This is a genomic window from Nonomuraea sp. NPDC003709 (assembly GCF_040610775.1).
Taxonomy (GTDB): domain Bacteria; phylum Actinomycetota; class Actinomycetes; order Streptosporangiales; family Streptosporangiaceae; genus Nonomuraea; species Nonomuraea angiospora_A.
Window position 1 is genome coordinate 295,244 of sequence record NZ_JBEXMW010000004.1, and the last position, 16,659, is coordinate 311,902.

The 16,659-nt window shown below is 71.3% G+C and carries 15 protein-coding genes; 7 read left to right on the top strand and 8 right to left on the bottom strand.

Annotated features, from left to right (window positions below):
• Positions 1-4: 4 nt before the first annotated feature.
• Positions 5-598, top strand: a complete 594-nt coding sequence (locus ABZX61_RS14090; RefSeq protein WP_355194481.1) for a class I SAM-dependent methyltransferase — start codon at positions 5-7, stop codon at positions 596-598.
• Between the two features lie 9 nt (positions 599-607).
• On the opposite strand, the gene ABZX61_RS14095 is transcribed toward ABZX61_RS14090, so the two are convergent.
• The 5 genes from ABZX61_RS14095 to ABZX61_RS14115 form a co-directional block, all read right to left on the bottom strand.
• Positions 608-1,480 carry a sugar phosphate isomerase/epimerase gene (locus ABZX61_RS14095; RefSeq protein ID WP_355194483.1) on the bottom strand — a complete coding sequence of 291 codons (873 nt, stop codon included), beginning with the start codon at positions 1,478-1,480 and terminating at the stop codon, positions 608-610.
• Positions 1,477-2,607, bottom strand: a complete 1,131-nt coding sequence (locus ABZX61_RS14100; RefSeq protein ID WP_355195176.1) for a dihydrodipicolinate synthase family protein — start codon at positions 2,605-2,607, stop codon at positions 1,477-1,479. The genes ABZX61_RS14095 and ABZX61_RS14100 overlap by 4 nt, the downstream gene beginning before the upstream one ends.
• 35 nt (positions 2,608-2,642) lie before the next feature.
• The gene (locus ABZX61_RS14105) at positions 2,643-3,788 is read right to left on the bottom strand and encodes a Gfo/Idh/MocA family oxidoreductase (RefSeq protein ID WP_192786504.1); all 1,146 of its coding nucleotides are present in this window, start codon (positions 3,786-3,788) and stop codon (positions 2,643-2,645) included.
• 464 nt (positions 3,789-4,252) lie between these two features.
• The gene (locus ABZX61_RS14110) at positions 4,253-5,479 is read right to left on the bottom strand and encodes a ribonuclease D (RefSeq protein WP_355194486.1); all 1,227 of its coding nucleotides are present in this window, start codon (positions 5,477-5,479) and stop codon (positions 4,253-4,255) included.
• 45 nt (positions 5,480-5,524) lie between these two features.
• Positions 5,525-6,121: a DUF3000 domain-containing protein gene (locus ABZX61_RS14115; RefSeq protein ID WP_355194488.1), complete on the bottom strand. Its 597-nt coding sequence runs from the start codon at positions 6,119-6,121 to the stop codon at positions 5,525-5,527.
• Between the two features lie 622 nt (positions 6,122-6,743).
• Here ABZX61_RS14115 and hemE point away from each other — a divergent pair.
• From hemE to katG, 3 genes are all read left to right on the top strand, one after another.
• Positions 6,744-7,748, top strand: a complete 1,005-nt coding sequence (gene hemE / locus ABZX61_RS14120; RefSeq protein WP_355195178.1) for a uroporphyrinogen decarboxylase — start codon at positions 6,744-6,746, stop codon at positions 7,746-7,748.
• Positions 7,749-7,871: 123 nt separating this feature from the next.
• Positions 7,872-8,294, top strand: coding sequence for a Fur family transcriptional regulator (locus ABZX61_RS14125; RefSeq protein ID WP_355194490.1), 423 nt, complete (start codon positions 7,872-7,874; stop codon positions 8,292-8,294).
• Between the two features lie 29 nt (positions 8,295-8,323).
• A complete protein-coding gene (gene katG / locus ABZX61_RS14130) occupies positions 8,324-10,552 on the top strand; it encodes a catalase/peroxidase HPI (RefSeq protein WP_355194492.1) in 2,229 nt (742 codons plus the stop codon).
• A 76-nt stretch (positions 10,553-10,628) separates the two neighbouring features.
• Here katG and ABZX61_RS14135 read toward each other — a convergent pair whose 3' ends face one another.
• Entirely contained in the window at positions 10,629-11,585 is a 957-nt protein-coding gene (locus ABZX61_RS14135; protein ID WP_355194494.1) for a DUF4349 domain-containing protein, read from the bottom strand.
• A 224-nt stretch (positions 11,586-11,809) separates the two neighbouring features.
• Here ABZX61_RS14135 and hemG point away from each other — a divergent pair, with 224 nt between their 5' ends.
• Positions 11,810-13,213, top strand: coding sequence for a protoporphyrinogen oxidase (gene hemG / locus ABZX61_RS14140; RefSeq protein WP_355194496.1), 1,404 nt, complete (start codon positions 11,810-11,812; stop codon positions 13,211-13,213).
• Between the two features lie 5 nt (positions 13,214-13,218).
• Positions 13,219-13,920 (top strand): hydrogen peroxide-dependent heme synthase, encoded by a 702-nt coding sequence (gene hemQ / locus ABZX61_RS14145; RefSeq protein ID WP_350722748.1) that lies wholly within the window; start codon positions 13,219-13,221, stop codon positions 13,918-13,920.
• Here hemQ and ABZX61_RS14150 read toward each other — a convergent pair.
• Entirely contained in the window at positions 13,917-14,795 is an 879-nt protein-coding gene (locus ABZX61_RS14150; protein WP_355194499.1) for an ABC transporter substrate-binding protein, read from the bottom strand. The genes hemQ and ABZX61_RS14150 overlap by 4 nt on opposite strands.
• Positions 14,795-15,550: an SDR family oxidoreductase gene (locus ABZX61_RS14155; protein ID WP_355194501.1), complete on the bottom strand. Its 756-nt coding sequence runs from the start codon at positions 15,548-15,550 to the stop codon at positions 14,795-14,797. Before ABZX61_RS14155 ends, ABZX61_RS14150 begins: the two co-directional genes overlap by 1 nt.
• A gap of 351 nt (positions 15,551-15,901) precedes the next feature.
• Between ABZX61_RS14155 and ABZX61_RS14160 the strand changes: the two genes are divergently transcribed.
• The gene (locus tag ABZX61_RS14160) at positions 15,902-16,579 is read left to right on the top strand and encodes a hypothetical protein (protein WP_355194503.1); all 678 of its coding nucleotides are present in this window, start codon (positions 15,902-15,904) and stop codon (positions 16,577-16,579) included.
• Positions 16,580-16,659 lie beyond the last annotated feature (80 nt).

Genomic DNA, 16,659 nt, shown 5'->3' on the forward strand with positions numbered 1-16,659 from the left:
TCAAATGCCCGAGACCTACTGGAATCACAACGTTCATTACCAGAGGCTCGTCCTGAAGCTCGTTCCCGAGGACTGCGCGCACGCGCTCGACGTCGGATGCGGTGACGGGCTGCTGGCGGGCAAGCTCGCGGCCCGCGTCCCCTACGTGACCGGCGTCGACCGCTCCGCCGAGGCGATCGCCATGGCCCGCGAGCGCCGCCCCGGCAACGTGTCCTTCCTGGAAGGCGACTACCTCGACGGCCGGCTCCCCGAGGGCAAGTACGACCTCGTCACCGCCGTCGCGGTCGTCCACCACGCGGACTTCGGCGAGGCCATGGACGCGCTGGTGGGGCTGCTGGCGCCGGGCGGCCGGCTGGTGATCGTCGGCAACGCCAGGGACCGCACGCTCCTGGACGGGATCGTCCGGCTCTCGGGCCAGGCGGTCTCGCACGTGCTCAAGCTGTTCCACGGCGGCAAGCGCGGTCCCGGCGTGCCGGCCATGGACCCCGTCATGTCGTGGGGCGAGGTGGGGCGGGCGGCCCGCCGGCTGCTGCCCGGCTGCCGCTTCCGCCGCCTCCTCCTGCGGCGCTACCTGCTGGTCTGGGACAAGCCGAGGTAGCGCCGGACGTCACCGTACGGGGAGCACCACGTCCTCGTAACGGGCCTTCATCGTCGCCACCACCTCGTCGGGGTCGGCGGCCCAGACGTCGGCGTTGAAGATCTCCACCTCGACGTCGCCCGCGTAACCGGCGTCCAGGACGGCCTGCGTGATCGGCCGGAAGTCGATCACGCCGTCGCCCATCATGCCCCGCCCGAGCAGGATGTCCTGCGGCAGCGGGTGCAGGTAGTCGCACACCTGGTAGGAGGCGATCCTGCGGCCGGCCCGCGCGATGTCCTCGAACACCCTCGGGTCCCACCACACGTGGAACGTGTCGACCACCACGCCGACCTGCTCCTCCGGGTGGGCCAGGCTCAGGTCCAGCGCCTGGCCCAGGGTGGACAGGACGGCGCGGTCGGGGCAGTAGATCGGGTGCAGGGGCTCCAGGGCCAGCTTGACCCCGCGCTCCCCGGCGTACGGCGCCAGCTCGGCCAGCGCCTCCGCCACGCGCTCGCGCGCCCCGGCCACGTCCCGCGAGAACCCGCTCGGGGGCAGGTCCTCACCCGGCTTCACCCCGGGCAGGCCGCCGACCACCATCACCAGGCAGGCCGCCGACAGCTCGGCCGCCTCGTCGATGGCCCGCCGGTTGTCGTCCAGCGCCTGCGCGAAGGCCCGCCGGCCCTCCTCGCCGGGCAGCCCGCCCGCCGTGAGGAAGCCGCCCCGGCACAGCGAGGACACCCGCAGGCCGGCCTCGCGCACCAGCTTCACGCTCTCCGCGAGGCCCTGCTCGGCGACCTTCTCCCGCCACAGCCCGACCGCCTCCAGGCCGTGCCGCACGCACCCGTCCACGGCCTCGGCCACGGACCACCGCCGGGTCGTCCACTGGTTCAGCGCAAGGCTCACAGGCCGTTCACCGCCAGCAGCGCCTTCATCCGGCCCACGGCCAGCTCCTGGTCGGACAGGAGCCCGGCCTGGTCGGCGAGGCGGAACACCTCCGCGAGGTGCCGCAGCGAGCGGGCCGACTGGGCGCCGTTCACCATGGCGAACGCGTCCTGGTGGCCGTTCAGCCAGGCCAGGAAGACGATGCCGGTCTTGTAGTTGTACGTCGGCGTCTCGAAGATCTTCCTGGACAGGGGGACGGTCGGGGCGAAGATCTCGTCGTAGCGGGCGAGCTGCCGGGCGGCCTCGTCCGCGTCCTGCGCCGCCTCGGCCGCGTCCAGGGCCTGCAGCGCCGCCGTCGCCGCCGGGGCGATGGCGTCGAAGATGCCCAGCAGCGCGTGCGAGCCCGACTTGATCAGCGACGGGTAGTTGAAGTCGTCCCCCGTGTAGAGCCGGACGCCCTCGGGGAGCGCGGCGCGCAGCCCTACCTCGTGCTCCTCGTCCAGCAGCGACACCTTCACGCCGTCCACCATCGCGGCGTGCGCGTGGATCAGCTCCAGGAACGACTCGGTGGCCGCCGCCACGTCGCCCGAACCCCAGTAGCCGGCCAGCTGCGGGTCGAACATCTCACCCAGCCAGTGCAGGATCACCGGCCGGTCCGCCAGGCCGAACAGCTTGCCGTACACCTGGTGGTAGTCCTGCGGACCCGCCGCCACCCTGGCGAGCTGGCGGGAGGCCATGACGATCACGCCGGCGCCGGCCGACTGGACGGTCTCGATCTGCTCGGCGTACGCGGCCGTGATCGTGTTGAGGTCGGCGGCCTGGGGCGCGTGGTCGGTGCCCGCGCCGCAGGCGACCAGCGTCGCCGGGTCGCCGTACGAGCGGGCCTCGGCGGCGCTGCGCCGGATGAGCTCCTTGGTCGCCGCCCAGTCCAGGCCCATGTTGCGCTGGGCGGTGTCCATGGCGTCCGCGACGCGCAGGCCGTGCGTCCACAGGTGGCGGCGGAAGCGCAGGGTCGCGTCCCAGTCGACGGCGGCGGGGGAGCCGGGCGTGTTGTCGCCGAGCGGGTCGGCCACCACGTGCGCGGCCGCGTACACGACGCGGCCGGCGGGCGGCCCGCCGGGAACCTCCCATGTGACGGGCTCGCGCAGGGTGTAGGCGCCGATCCCGGGCAGGTCGATCGTCGTCACAGCTGCGGCACCTCGATCCTGCGGCCCTCGGCGGACGAACGCAGCCCCAGCTCGGCGAGCTGCACGCCGCGGGCGCCGGAGGCGAAGTCGTTCGGGAAGGGCGCGTCCTCCAGCACGTGCTTGATGAACGCCTCCCACTGCACCTTGAACCCGTTGTCGAACTCGGCGTTGTCCGGCACCTCCTGCCAGCCGTCGCGGAAGCGGGCGGTGGCGGGCAGGTCGGGGTTCCAGACGGGCTTGGGGGTGGCGGAGCGGTGCTGCACGCGGCAGTTGCGCAGGCCGGCCACGGCGCTGCCGTGCGTGCCGTCCACCTGGAACTCGACCAGCTCGTCGCGGTTCACGCGAACGGTCCAGGAGGAGTTGATCTGGGCGACGATGCCGCCTTCGAGCTCGAAGATCCCGTACGCGGCGTCGTCCGCGGTGGCCTGGTACGTGTTGCCCTGCTCGTCCACCCGGGCGGGGACGTGGGTCACGGCGCGGGCGTAGACGGACTGGACGCGGCCGAACAGGTTCTCCATCACGTAGTGCCAGTGCGGGAACATGTCGAGCACGATGCCGCCGCCGTCCTCGGCCCGGTAGTTCCACGACGGGCGCTGCGCCTCCTGCCAGTCGCCCTCGAACACCCAGTAGCCGAACTCCCCGCGCACCGACAGGATCCGGCCGAAGAAACCACCGTCGATCAGCCGCTTCAGCTTGAGCAGGCCGGGCAGGAAGAGCTTGTCCTGTACGACGCCGTTCTTGACGCCCTTGGCCGTGGCGGCCTCGGCCAGCGCCATCGCCTCCTGCGTCGACTCGGCGGTGGGTTTCTCGGCGTAGATGTGCTTACCCGCCTCGATGGCCTTCAAGACGGCCTTGACGCGGGCGCTGGTGACCTGGGCGTCGAAGTAGATCAGGTTGTCGTCGTCGGCGAGGGCGGAGTCGAGCTCCGTAGTGAAATCCGAAATCCCATGCTTCGCCGCGATATCTGCCAATTTATCGGCATTTCTGCCGACAAGTACTGGCTTGATCTTCACCCTGCCGCCGTCCGAGAGCGTGACCCCGCCCTGCTCGTTGATGGCCAGGACGGAGCGGACCAGGTGCTGACGGTAGCCCATCCGCCCGGTGACGCCGTTCATCACGACGCCGATGGTGCGCACGCTCATTGAGGATCCCTTCAGGACAAACATGGGGAAAGCGCTTTCCCGAACCGTACGGCCGCCCCACCAACCCCGTCAAGTAGCCCCAACCCCCACACACCCGAAAACCCACCGCCCAAGCCCGGGACCCGGGCCCGCAAGGACACTCGGGCACGGTGCGTTCGGGCGCGATGCCCGGGGGCGCAAGGGCGATCGGGCGCGGTGCTTGGGCACGGCGCTCAGCCCGGCGTTCGGGCGCGGTGCTCGGGCGTGCGGTGGTAGCCGGCGCAACGCGCGCGGTGCCCGGCCCGGCGTTCGAGTGCGGTGCCCGGTCGGGCGGTCGGGCGCGAGGCGGGTGTCGGCGTCGTGGGTCGTTGGCGTCTTGCGGCGCGCCGGTGGGGCCGTGCGCGGACCAGACCGCGGATGTGCGACGCGCCCCGACCCTCCCGGGTTCGGGTGGGTCGGGGCGCGTTGCGGTGAGGCGCGGGGTGCTAGAGGTCGCCGCGGGGTTCGAGGCGGCCCAGGGCCTTGGTGATGGGGTGGGCCGTCAGGGAGAGCTGCCACTCGCGGGCCCCGAGCTCGCGCAGCCGCTCCGTCACCGTCTCCTCGGTGATCTCCTCCGGCGGCTCCCAGGTGAGCCGCCGGACCGCGTCCGGCTGGAGCAGGTTCTCGGTCGGCATGTGGTGCTGCTCGGCCAGCCCCGCCACCACCGCTCGCGCGGCGGCGAGGCGTTTGGCGGCGGCCGGGTCGCGGTCGGCCCAGCGGTTGGGCGGTGGCGGTCCGTCGCCCGGGGTGCTCGGCTGCGGGAGCTGGTTGTCCGGCAGTCCGCGGGCCCGGGTGACGGCGGCGAGCCAGTCGCCCATGTGGCGGCGTGCGCTACGCCCGGTGAATGCTGATATTTCGGTCAAGGCCTTCTTGGTGCGGGGTCCCTCCAGCGCGGCGGTGACGATGGCCGCGTCGGGCAACACCCGCCCCGGCGCCAGGTCGGATTCCCGGGCGATCCTGTCGCGCATGGTCCACAACTCCCGCACGATCGCCAGCGCGCGTACGTTCCGGACCTTGTGGATGCCCGACGTACGCCGCCAGGGATCGGACCGCGGCACGGGCGGCGGCGTGTTGAGCACGGCGGCGAACTCCTCGCGCGCCCACTCCAGCTTCCCGCTGTCGGCCAGCTCCTGGTGGAGCACGTCGCGGAGCTCGACGAGCACTTCCACGTCGAGGGCCGCGTACCGCAGCCAGTCTTCCGGCAGCGGCCGAGTGGACCAGTCGGCGGCCGAGTGTCCCTTTTCCAGGCGCAGCCCGAGCACGGTCTCGACCATCGTGCCGAGTCCGACCCGCTCGTAGCCGAGCAGCCGCCCCGCCAGCTCCGTGTCGAACATCTCCCGCGGCCTGAACCCCACCTCGAGCAGGCACGGCAGGTCCTGGGAGGCGGCGTGCAGCACGATCTCCGCCTCGGCCACGGCCGCGTCGAGCGCGGACAGGTCGGGGCAGGCGATCGGGTCGATCAACGCGGTCCCGGCCCCGGCCCGGCGCAGCTGTACGAGGTAGGCGCGGTTGCCGTACCGATAGCCCGAGGCGCGTTCGGCGTCGACCGCCACGGGACCCTTGCCCGCAGCGAAACGCGAAACGATTTCAGTCAGCGCGTCGGCGTCCGCGATGACCGCTGGAATGCCCTCGCGCGGCTCCAGGAGCGGCACGACGGTATGTTCTTCTGTCACGAGTTCACCGACCTCATGACGCTTGTGCTGTCTTGACTGGTGCCCTCACTTCGTACGGTCACTCTCCGGATCATCACGGCGGCGGGGAAGGGCGGCCACGTCGGGCGGGAGCGGCGGGATCCCCGCCGCCAGGCACATGAGGTCGCACCAGGCGGCGACGTGGCCGGAGAGATCCTCCTGCGCGGGTGACCAGGACGCCCGTAGCTCGAGCTCGGTCGTGACCGGGTCTTCGGCTTTGTTGCCGAAGCCCTCTGACACGGCTCTTGTCACGGTACCGCCAGCGGCGGAGTAGTCGGCTTGGTGGGCCTCCAGAGCTTCCGTCAGCCAGCTCCAGACGACCGGCCCGAGCAGCGGGTCGGAGGTGATCTCCGGCTCCATGTCGGCCCTGACGTAGGCCACCAGCCGGAACGGGCCCTCCCACCCGCGCTGGCCGTCAGGGTCGTAGAGCAGGATCAGCCTGCCCACCGCGAGCTCTTCGTCGTCGCGGTAGACCGACGCGCCGATGGCCGACGAGTAGGGGGCCAGCCGCTGCGGCGCGGGCAGCTCCTCCAGCTCGATCTCCGGCCTGACCTCGGTCAACCGCATGCTCTCCGCCGCGCGCGTGAACGCCGCGGGCGGAGGAGGCGGGTCACTGAGTGTCATAGCGGAAGCGTAGGTCGAAGTCGGACGGAAGGGGACCACAGGGGTGCTCATCCTTCGTGATCAAGCCGCTGCCGTAACCAGCTGGCGAACCTGTCGGACGGACTCGGCGGTGCCGATGACGATCGCGTGACCGCACTCGACGCAGGCCCACTCCGGGCAGTGGCCGGGCTCGTGCCCGTCGAGGCACGGCGGCTGCTCGAACAGCCGCTCGCCGGCACAGGACAGGCAGCGCTCATTGCGGCGCTCTGGGGAAGTCCACAACGCGGTAGTCGCACGAGTCATCGAACCGGGGCCTTTCTTCGGGTCGTGGCTCCGACGTTGGCACGAGCCGCTGACATTTCCCCGCAACGCGCTCGGCGTGTCCCGAAAGTGGTCTCTGAATCGATGCCGCGCGGGGGGTTGGTGAACATTTGGCCCAGTCGAGACCGGCACTCTGGCCGGGCATGGGGTGTGTTCGACCCTCGTGCGATGCCGATGCCGAGCAGACCGGTAAACCTTCATCTGGCTATCTGATCATGACTTGGGGTGTTCGATCGATGTTTTTCCGACACCTCGCGCCAGTGTCGGGACCGCCGCCCCGCCATGGCACCCTTGTGGGGTGAACCTCGCCGACTCAGCGTTCCTGCGTGCCTGCCGCCGCCAGCCCGTCCCGCACACCCCGGTCTGGTACATGCGCCAGGCAGGGCGGGCGCTGCCGGAATACCATAAGGTCCGCGGGGGCGTGCCGATGCTCACCGCCTGCGCGAGGCCCGATCTGATCGTCGAGATCACCATGCAGCCCGTGCGCCGCTACGGCGTGGACGCGGCCGTCTTCTTCAGCGACATCGTCGTCCCGCTCAAGGCCATCGGCGTCGATCTCGACATCAAGCCGGGCGTCGGCCCCGTCGTGGCCGACCCGATCCGCGACGCCAAGGGCATCGACGCGCTGCGCCCGCTGGAGCCGGACGACGTGCCGTACGTCACCGAGGCCATCCGCGCGCTGACCGGCGAGCTGGGCGGCACGCCGCTGATCGGCTTCGCCGGGGCGCCGTTCACGCTCGGCTCCTACCTGATCGAGGGCGGCCCGTCCAAGAACCACGACCACACCAAGGCCATGATGTACGGCGAGCCGAAGCTGTGGCACGCGCTCATGGAGCGGCTGTCCACGATCGTGCTGGAGCACCTGCGCATCCAGATCGCGGCGGGGGCCTCGGCGGTGCAGCTCTTCGACTCCTGGGTGGGGGCGGTGGCGCCGGCCGACTACCGGGAGTTCGTCCTGCCGTACACGCGGCGGATCTTCGAGGGAGTGACGGACGTGCCGCGCATCCACTTCGGCGTCGGCACGGGCGAGCTGCTCGGCGTGCTCGGCGAGGCCGGGGCCGACGTGGTGGGCGTGGACTGGCGGGTGCCGCTCGACGAGGCCGCCCGCCGGGTCGGCCCCGGCCGGGCGCTCCAGGGCAACCTCGACCCGGCCGTGCTCCTGGCACCCTGGGAGGTCGTCGAGCGCAAGGCACGCGAGGTGCTGCGCCAGGGCCGGGCGGCCGAGGGGCACGTGTTCAACCTGGGGCACGGCGTGCTGCCCTCGACCGACCCCGACCAGCTCAAGCGCCTCACCGAGCTGGTCCACGAGGCGAGCGTCACCGGCTGACACCCGGCAGCAGATTCGAGGCCTGTCCCGCAGCGCGCGGGGCAGGCCTTTTCGCATGTCACGGAATGTTTTCCGGCGCGTCACTAGACTTGGATCATTCATTATCTTGTATAGTTCGTGTTTATGAAGACCACCGCCGAGGAGCTGCGCGGTGTAGGCCTGAGAGTGACGGCCGCCCGCGTCGCGCTGCTCGAGACCGTCCGGGAGGGCGATCACCTCGATGTCGAGGCGATCGCCTCCGGGGTGCGCGACCGTGTCGGTCATGTCTCCCTTCAAGCCGTGTACGAGGCCCTGCACGCGCTCACCGCAGCGGGACTCGTACGTCGCATCGAACCGGCCGGCAGCCCGGCCCGGTTCGAGGGACGCATCGGCGACAACCACCACCACGTCGTGTGCCGCTCGTGCGGTGTCGTCGCCGACGTCGACTGCGCGGTGGGCGAGGTGCCCTGCCTGACCGCGTCCGACGCCCACGGCTTCACGATCGACGAGGCCGAGGTCATCTACTGGGGCCTGTGCCCCGCATGTTCCACCGCCCGCAGTGCCTGAGCACCGTGATCTAGTCCGGAAGGATTCCCATGTCTGAGAACCATGATGCAATCGTCACTGACGCGAAGGCAGAAGGCGCAGGCTGCCCGGTCGCGCACCAGCGCGCCCCGCATCCGACTCAGGGCGGCGGAAACCGCCAGTGGTGGCCGGAGCGGCTCAACCTGAGGATCCTCGCCAAGAACCCCGCCGAGACCAACCCCCTCGGCCAGGAGTTCGACTACGCCGAGGCGTTCAAGAGCCTGGACCTCCCGGCCGTCAAGCGGGACATCGCGGAGGTGCTGACGACCTCGCAGGACTGGTGGCCGGCCGACTTCGGTCACTACGGCCCGTTCATCATCCGGATGGCCTGGCACAGCGCGGGCACGTACCGGATCAGCGACGGCCGCGGCGGCGCCGGGGCCGGGCAGCAGCGTTTCGCCCCGCTCAACAGCTGGCCCGACAACGGCAACCTCGACAAGGCCCGCCGCCTGCTCTGGCCGGTCAAGAAGAAGTACGGCCAGAAGCTCTCGTGGGCCGACCTCATGATCCTCGCCGGCAACGTCGCCCTGGAGACGATGGGCTTCGAGACCTTCGGCTTCGCCGGCGGCCGCGCGGACGTCTGGGAGCCTGACGAGGACGTCTACTGGGGCCCCGAGAGCACCTGGCTCGGCGACGAGCGCTACACCGGCGACCGCGAGCTGGAGAACCCGCTGGGCGCGGTCCAGATGGGCCTCATCTACGTCAACCCGGAGGGCCCGAACGGCAACCCCGACCCGCTGGCCGCGGCCCGCGACATCCGTGAGACGTTCCGCCGGATGGCGATGAACGACGAGGAGACGGTCGCCCTGATCGCCGGCGGTCACACCTTCGGCAAGACCCACGGCGCCGGCCCGGCCGACAGCGTCGGCGCCGACCCCGAGGCCGCCCCGATCGAGGCGCAGGGCTTCGGCTGGAGGAACAGCTTCGGCACCGGCAAGGGTGGCGACACGATCACCAGCGGTCTCGAGGGCATCTGGACGAACACCCCGATCACCTGGGACAACAGCTTCTTCGAGATCCTGTTCGGCTACGAGTGGGAGCTGTTCCAGAGCCCCGCCGGCGCCAACCAGTGGCGGCCGAAGGACGGCGCGGGCGCGGACACCGTCCCCGACGCCCACGACGCGTCGAAGAGCCACGCTCCGACGATGCTGACCACGGACCTCTCGCTCCGGTTCGACCCGGTCTACGAGCCGATCTCGCGGCGCTTCCTGGAGAACCCCGCCGAGTTCGCGGACGCCTTCGCCCGCGCGTGGTACAAGCTGACCCACCGCGACATGGGCCCGATCGTGCGCTACCTCGGCCCGGAGGTCCCGTCCGAGACGCTGCTCTGGCAGGACCCGCTGCCCGCGGTGACGCACGAGCTCGTCGACGCCGCCGACATCGCCGCCCTCAAGGGCCAGGTCCTGGCCTCGGGCCTGTCGGTGTCGCAGCTCGTCTCCACCGCGTGGGCGTCGGCCGCGTCCTTCCGCGGCAGCGACAAGCGCGGCGGCGCCAACGGCGCGCGCATCCGCCTGCAGCCGCAGAGCGGGTGGGAGGTCAACGACCCCGACCAGCTGGCGGCGGTGCTGGGCACCCTTGAGGGGATCCAGAAGGCGTTCAACGGCGCCCAGACCGGCGGCAAGCAGGTCTCGCTGGCCGACGTGATCGTGCTGGCCGGTGCCGCGGCCGTGGAGAAGGCCGCCAAGGACGCCGGCTTCGACGTCCAGGTGCCCTTCACGCCGGGCCGCGTGGACGCCGCGCAGGAGCAGACCGACGTCGAGTCGTTCGCCGCGCTCGAGCCGGCCGCCGACGGGTTCCGCAACTACCTCGGGAAGGGCAACCGGCTGCCGGCCGAGTACCTGCTCATCGACCGGGCCAACCTGCTGACCCTGAGCGCTCCCGAGCTGACGGTCCTCGTCGGCGGCCTGCGCGTCCTGGGTGCGAACTACCAGCAGTCGCAGCTCGGCGTCCTCACCGCGACCCCCGGGGCGCTGACCAACGACTTCTTCGTCAACCTGCTCGACCTGGGCACGACGTGGACGGCGACGTCCGAGGACGCGAACACGTTCGAGGCCAAGGACGACGTCACCGGTGCGGTCAAGTGGACCGGCAGCCGGGCCGACCTCGTCTTCGGGTCCAACTCCGAGCTGCGCGCGGTCGCGGAGGTCTACGCGAGCGACGACGCGAAGGAGAAGTTCGTGACGGACTTCGTCGCGGCGTGGGACAAGGTCATGAATCTCGACCGGTTCGACCTGGTCTGATGATCGACGTCCGGGTCGGCCCACGACGGGCCGGCCCGGACGGCGTACCCGGCCTCAGTACCCGGTCTCTGGGCGGTCAGGCCGCCTCGGGGCCGGGGCCCGGTGGGGGCGTGGGGACGGTGGGACGCCTGACGCGATTGCGCCGCGCCAGGTAGATCACCAGCGCGATCAGGGGCAGCGACGCGATCAGCCACGGCAGCAGCGCGCCGAGCACCGTCAGCGCGATCTTCGTGAACGACACAAGCGCCTTCCAGCCCGCCTTCAGCCCGCCCAGGAAACCCGCGGGCTCCTCCTCGGGATCCTGGACCTCGGTGACCGGCCCGACCAGCCGGAGCGTCAGCGTGGCCATGGCGACCTGCGTGGTCAGCTCCTTCTGCTGCGCCTGCAGCGACTCCAGGTCCGCCTCGCGCGTGGAGATCTCCCGCTCCACCTGCAGGACCTGCCCGATCGTGTCGGCCTTCTTCAGCAGCGTACGCAGCGAGTCCAGCGACTGCTGCGCCGACTTGAGCCGGCTGTTGACGTCGGCCATCTGCATGGTGACGTCCTGGGTGCCCTGGTTCATGGACAGCTGCTTGCCCAGGTCCTTGCCGAGCCGGCCGAGCACCTCGGCGTACTTGTCCGGCGGGACCTTGAACTCCAGCATGGCCGTGTCCTCGGTGTCACTGGCCGAGCTGGTCTCCTCCTTGGACAGGTAGCCGCCCGCCGACGTCACGATCTGCTTGGCCTGCTGCACGGCGGCGGTGACCTGCTTGGCCCGTACGGTCATGCTGCCGGTGTAGATGACCTGGCGGTCCTGCTGGGTGAGCTTGACGTTCGAGACCAGCCCGCCGTTGTCCTGACGCTGGGGTCTCGGCTGCTTGCCGACGTCCTGCTCCTGCGCCTGATCCGGCGCCGCGGAGGCCACGGCCGGTGCGGCCGCCTCGCCGCCCGCGTCGCTGGTGAGGACGTTCGAGCGGCTGCCGCCGCCGCAGCCGGCCAGGAGCAGGGCTGAGCAGGCGGTCGCGAGTGCGATTCCGTACCGGATTCTCCTCATGCCCATAAGACGGACGCGAGATAACCCCGGTTTGAGCGGATGAATCACGTTACGGTCACCCTGCTTATGGTCTCCACTCCGTGGAGACGGCTCGGTCGCTGGGGAGCCGTTGCCTTCCCTCGTCGCTCTGGTCGCTGCGCTCCCGACGCTCCTCAGTCCAGGCAACGGCGCTCCCTCGCACCCAAGGGGGGAGGCAGGGCGCTGAGGCGGTAGCGTCAGGAGGCGTGGAAGGGAATCGGGCCCACGTGGTCGTCATCGGCGGGGGGATCTCCGGTCTCGCCGCCGCGTGGTATCTCCGCCAGAGCGGGGGCGAGCGGGTCAAGGTGACCGTGCTGGAGGGCGCCTCGCGCATCGGCGGCAAGCTGTACGCCTCGGAGGTCGCCGGGGTGAGCGTGGACGCGGGCGCGGAGGCCATGCTGGCCAGGCGGCCCGAGGGCAAGGAGCTGGCCGGAGCGGTGGGGCTCGGCGACGACCTGGTCTTCCCCGGCACCGCCGGCTCGGCCGTCTACAGCAGGGGCACGCTGCGGCCGATGCCGAAGGGCCAGGTCATGGGCGTGCCCGCCGACCTCACCGAGCTGGCCAAGTCCGGCATCGTCTCGCCCGGCGGCCTGCTGCGCGTGCCGCTCGACCAGATCCTGCCGGCGACGCTCGTCCGCACCGATGTGTCCGTGGCCGCGTACATCCGGGCCAGGATGGGCGCCGAGGTCGTGGAACGGCTGGTCGAGCCGCTGCTCGGCGGCGTCTACGCGGGCCGGTCCGACATGTTGTCGCTGGAGGCCACGATGCCGCGGGTGGCGGCGGTGGCGCGCTCCGAGCGCTCGCTGCTGACCGGGGCCAGGCAGCTCGTCGAGGAGGCGCCGAAGGACGCGGGGCCGGTCTTCACGACCCTCAAGAACGGCGTCGGCAGCCTCGCGGAGGCGGTCGCCAAGGCGTCGGGCGCGGACATCAGGACCGGCGTCACCGTACGCGAGCTGCGCAGGACCGGCGACGGCTGGCAGCTCGTCACCGGCCCGGTCCCGCGGCCCGAGGTCATCGAGGCGGACGCGGTGATCGTGGCCACGCCGGGGCCCGCGGCCTCCCGGCTGCTCAAGGCCGAGGTGCCCAAGGCGGCGAGCGAGCTGGCCAGGATCGAGTACGCCAGCATGGCCATCGTCACGCTCGCGTACCCGATCGACGCCTTCCCCGAACCGCCCGCCTCCAGCGGCTACCTGGTGCCGCCTGTGGAGGGACGGGCGGTCAAGGCGGTCACGTTCAGCTCGGTCAAGTGGCCGCACCTGGCCAAGGACATGGTGATCCTGCGCTGCTCGATCGGCAGGGTCGGCGAGGAGCACCTGCTCCAGCGGGACGACACCGAGCTGGTGTCGCTGGCCGCCGCCGAGATGGCCGACGTGATGGGCACCAGCGGGCTGCCGCTGGACACCCGGGTCACGCGCTGGGGCGGCGCGCTGCCGCAGTACAACGTGGGTCACCTCGACCGGGTGGCCAGGGTGCGCGCGGCTGTGGCCGTGCAGCCCGGGCTGGCCGTCTGCGGCGCCGCGTACGACGGGATCGGCATCCCGGCCTGCATCGGCACGGCGCGTACGGCCGCGGCCCGGATTCTGGACCACCTGTCCCCGAGAGGACAATAGAGGCTATGACAGAGGCAGCCCCGCGGCCCAAGGCCCGCGATCTCAACCAGGTGATCCGTTACACGATGTGGTCGGTCTTCCAGGTGACCGAGCCGTGTCCCGCCGACCGCGAGGGCCTGGCGGGTGAGGTCGAGGAGCTGCTGGACCAGGCCGCCGGCAAGGGCGTCGTGACCAGGGGGGTCTACGACGTGGCCGGGCTGCGGGCCGACGCCGACTTCATGTTCTGGTGGCACGCGCCCACCGCCGAGGACCTGCAGGACGTCTACTCCAGGTTCCGGCGCACCGAGCTGGGCCGCCACAGCAGGCCGGTCTGGTCGGCCATGGCGCTGCACCGGCCGGCCGAGTTCAACAAGTCGCACATCCCGGCCTTCCTCGCGGAGGAGGAGCCGCGGGCCTACGTGAGCGTCTATCCGTTCGTGCGGTCGTACGAGTGGTATCTGCTCGAGGACTCCGAGCGCCGGGCCATGCTGGCCGAGCACGGCAGGATGGCGCGCGACTATCCCGACGTGCGGGCCAACACGGTGGCGTGCTTCTCGCTCAACGACTACGAGTGGATGCTGGCGTTCGAGGCCGACGAGCTGCACAGGATCGTCGACCTGATGCGTACGCTGCGGGGCGCCCAGGCCCGCCGCCACACGCGCGTGGAGATCCCGTTCTACACGGGCGCCCGCAAGCCGGTGCGGGAGCTGATCGCGGCCCTGCCCTAAGGTGCGGTGGTCGCGGTGCGGTAGAACTCGGCCGCGGTGACGGTGGCGGGGACGCCGAGTTCGGCGGCGACCGCGGTGATCGCGGTGGCGCCGACGGCGAGGTCGGCTTGGCCCTCGGTGGTGAAATACGGGGCGATGAACGTCTCGTAGTGGGCTCGGGCCTCGTCCGCGGTGTGCCGGCCGAGGAACGTCCGGATGTGCCGCACCGCGGTGTCGGGTTCGTCGTGGATCACCCGCAGGGCGCGCCGATGGGCTCGTACGACGGCCTGGACCGCGGGGTCGTCCGGAGGGATGTGGGTGGGATCGACGGCCACCCCGACGGTGGGGATCTGGAAGTGGTCGCCGACCCAGGCCGGCACCCGCCAGCCGTGCTCGGCGGCCACCGCCTCCGGTGCCATGGTGCTGCCGACCAGGGCGGCGTCGATCCTGCCCTCGTGCAGCAGCCGCAGGTCCATGCCGTAGTCGCCGGGCGGGCGGACGACGGCGCGGATGTCGAGGTCCGGGTCGAGGCCGGCCCGGCGCAGCACGATCCGGGCGAAGCACCCCGGTGCGGTCTGCGGGGCGTGCACCGCGACCCGCCGACCGGCCAGATCGGCCAGCGAGGTCAGACCGGCGCGGGCGAGGAACCAGAACAGTGGGCGGTGGGTGTTGACGTTGAGCGCGACCCAGGGCACGCCGTCGGCCAGCCGGGACAGCAGCGCCCGGCCGAGCCCGATGGTGGCGACGTGGCGCAGCCGCTCCTCGTCCCAGGAGCAGCCGTCCCGCAGCGCGACGTGGACGCCCTCGTCGGCGTAGTAGCCCTGCTGGTCGGCGATGTAGGCGACCAGTTCCTCGTGCAGGCCGCGCCCGACGTAGGCGAGATCGATCGTGTACATCAGTACATGGCCATCCCGCCGTTGACCGCGGCCGTGGTACCGGTCATGAAGGCGTTGTCCTCGCTCGCGTAGAAGGCGACCACTTGGGCGACGTCGCCCGGGTGCGCCAGGCGGCCCAGCGGGGTGGCGGCCACCTGCCGCTGTACGAGCTCCTCGTCGAGCACGTTCGCCATCCGGGTGTCCGCGACCGGGCCGGGCTCGACGACGTTGACCGTGATGCCGCGCGGGCCCAGTTCCTGGGCGAGGTAGCGGGCGAACTGCGCCAGTGCCGCCTTGGCCGTGCCCAGCGCGACCATGCCCTCCCGGGGCCGGCGGCTGAGGCCGGTGCCGAGATAGATGATGCGTCCCCAGCTCTGTTCGGTCATGGCGGGCAGGACGGCCTTGGTGACCGTGAACGCCGCACGCATCTCGTCGTCGAGCTTCCCGCCCAGCTCCTCCCATGTCATGTCCTGGAAATGCTTGATCACATATGGGGTGAGCGCGTTGTGCACGAGCACGTCGATGCCGCCCCATGCCGCCTCGACCTGCCGGATCATGCGCCCGACCGCCGTCGCCTCGCGTACGTCGGCCTGCGCGGCCATGGCCCGGCCGCCGGCGGCTTCGATGCCGGCCACGACCTCCTCGGCCGCCCTGGTGCTGCGGAGGTAGTTGACCACCACGCGCATTCCTCGCGCGGCCAGAAGGCGTGCGGTGGCCGCGCCGATTCCGCTGCTGGCCCCCGTCACCAACACCACCCTGCCGGTTGTCTCAGCCACGGGCCCACCCCCTGCCCATCCTGCGGCCTGGACTGTCCCTGCTCTTCCTTGCTGCCCCCGGGGCTTTCCGGATAACGGCAGAAAGAGCGAGGCCGAAGTTGGCGATCCGGGCGACTTGATCTATCCGCTTTGTCACAATCAGGGAAATCCTCTGTTCGTACGGGCGGCTTGCGGTGGCACGTTCCAAGGCACGCGGGGTCCGGGGCGGCGTCCCACGGTGGCGGGGAGGGCGGGGTGATGGGTGGATCGGGAAAACGGGGGAGCCGGCGGCGCGGGGCAGGCCGTCATGTGGCGACGCGCTCGCGGCGGCGCGGTCGGGGCCGGCGGTGGGCGGTCGGCGCGGTCGGGGCCATGGCGTTGGCCGGCGGCGTGGCCGCGGTGCTCGGCGCGAACGGGACCTTCGGCGGGGCGCTGACCGCCGCCTCGTCCCAGCAGGCGCGACCGGCGCCGCAGGCTCGGGTGGAGCCGGAGAACGGCTCCGCGGCACTGCCGGGAAAGGGCGGCGGCACCACCAGTGCGGGGGTGAGCGCGGAGGTCAGGACGCGTGAGCTGCCGAAGTCGGAGCCGCCGTCCCAGGCCGCTCCGAGCCCGGGTGCGGTTTCTCCCGGTACGGTCGAGCAGGGGCTGGTGCCGGGCACCACCGACGCGGAGGACCTGGCGGGCGGTCCCGACCCCGGCGAGGCGGAGGGGTACAAGGCGAACGGCCCGTCGCGGCACACCGATCAGCAGGCGGCCGAGTATTTCCGTACGCACTGGGGCCCGGACGACAAGGCGCTGAAACGCCTCAAGGACATCCGCACGGTCGGCGGATATTTGCGCATTTACACGGATCTACCGGAAACGGCGGGGAACTCGTCCTCAGCGATCACGCTGTGCGAGCGCGGTCTGGCGTACCTGCGCGCGAGGGGCGTGGCCCATCCGGTCGTGTTCGTACAGGCCGAGTTCGGCGAGAACGGCAATCCCGTGCTCGCCAACATCCTCGGCCCGTCCGACACCAGCTGTCGCGTCACCCACCCCGCCCCTGACTAACGGACCCGGACGCGGGTCTTGGCGCACACCTCACACCGTTGCGTCACGACCCGCCCGATGGCCTCAATCGTCACCCAGCG

Excerpts from the sequence above, each read along its gene's own strand:
- ABZX61_RS14150 (WP_355194499.1), bottom strand. The coding sequence starts at position 14,795 with ATGTACACGATCGATCTCGCCTACGTCGGGCGCGGCCTGCACGAGGAA.
- ABZX61_RS14135 (WP_355194494.1), bottom strand. The coding sequence starts at position 11,585 with ATGAGGAGAATCCGGTACGGAATCGCACTCGCGACCGCCTGCTCAGCC.
- ABZX61_RS14125 (WP_355194490.1), top strand. The coding sequence starts at position 7,872 with ATGAAGACCACCGCCGAGGAGCTGCGCGGTGTAGGCCTGAGAGTGACG.
- ABZX61_RS14160 (WP_355194503.1), top strand. The coding sequence starts at position 15,902 with ATGGCGTTGGCCGGCGGCGTGGCCGCGGTGCTCGGCGCGAACGGGACC.
- katG (WP_355194492.1), top strand. The coding sequence starts at position 8,324 with ATGTCTGAGAACCATGATGCAATCGTCACTGACGCGAAGGCAGAAGGC.
- ABZX61_RS14105 (WP_192786504.1), bottom strand. The coding sequence starts at position 3,788 with ATGAGCGTGCGCACCATCGGCGTCGTGATGAACGGCGTCACCGGGCGG.
- ABZX61_RS14090 (WP_355194481.1), top strand. The coding sequence starts at position 5 with ATGCCCGAGACCTACTGGAATCACAACGTTCATTACCAGAGGCTCGTC.
- ABZX61_RS14115 (WP_355194488.1), bottom strand. The coding sequence starts at position 6,121 with ATGACACTCAGTGACCCGCCTCCTCCGCCCGCGGCGTTCACGCGCGCG.
- hemQ (WP_350722748.1), top strand. The coding sequence starts at position 13,219 with ATGACAGAGGCAGCCCCGCGGCCCAAGGCCCGCGATCTCAACCAGGTG.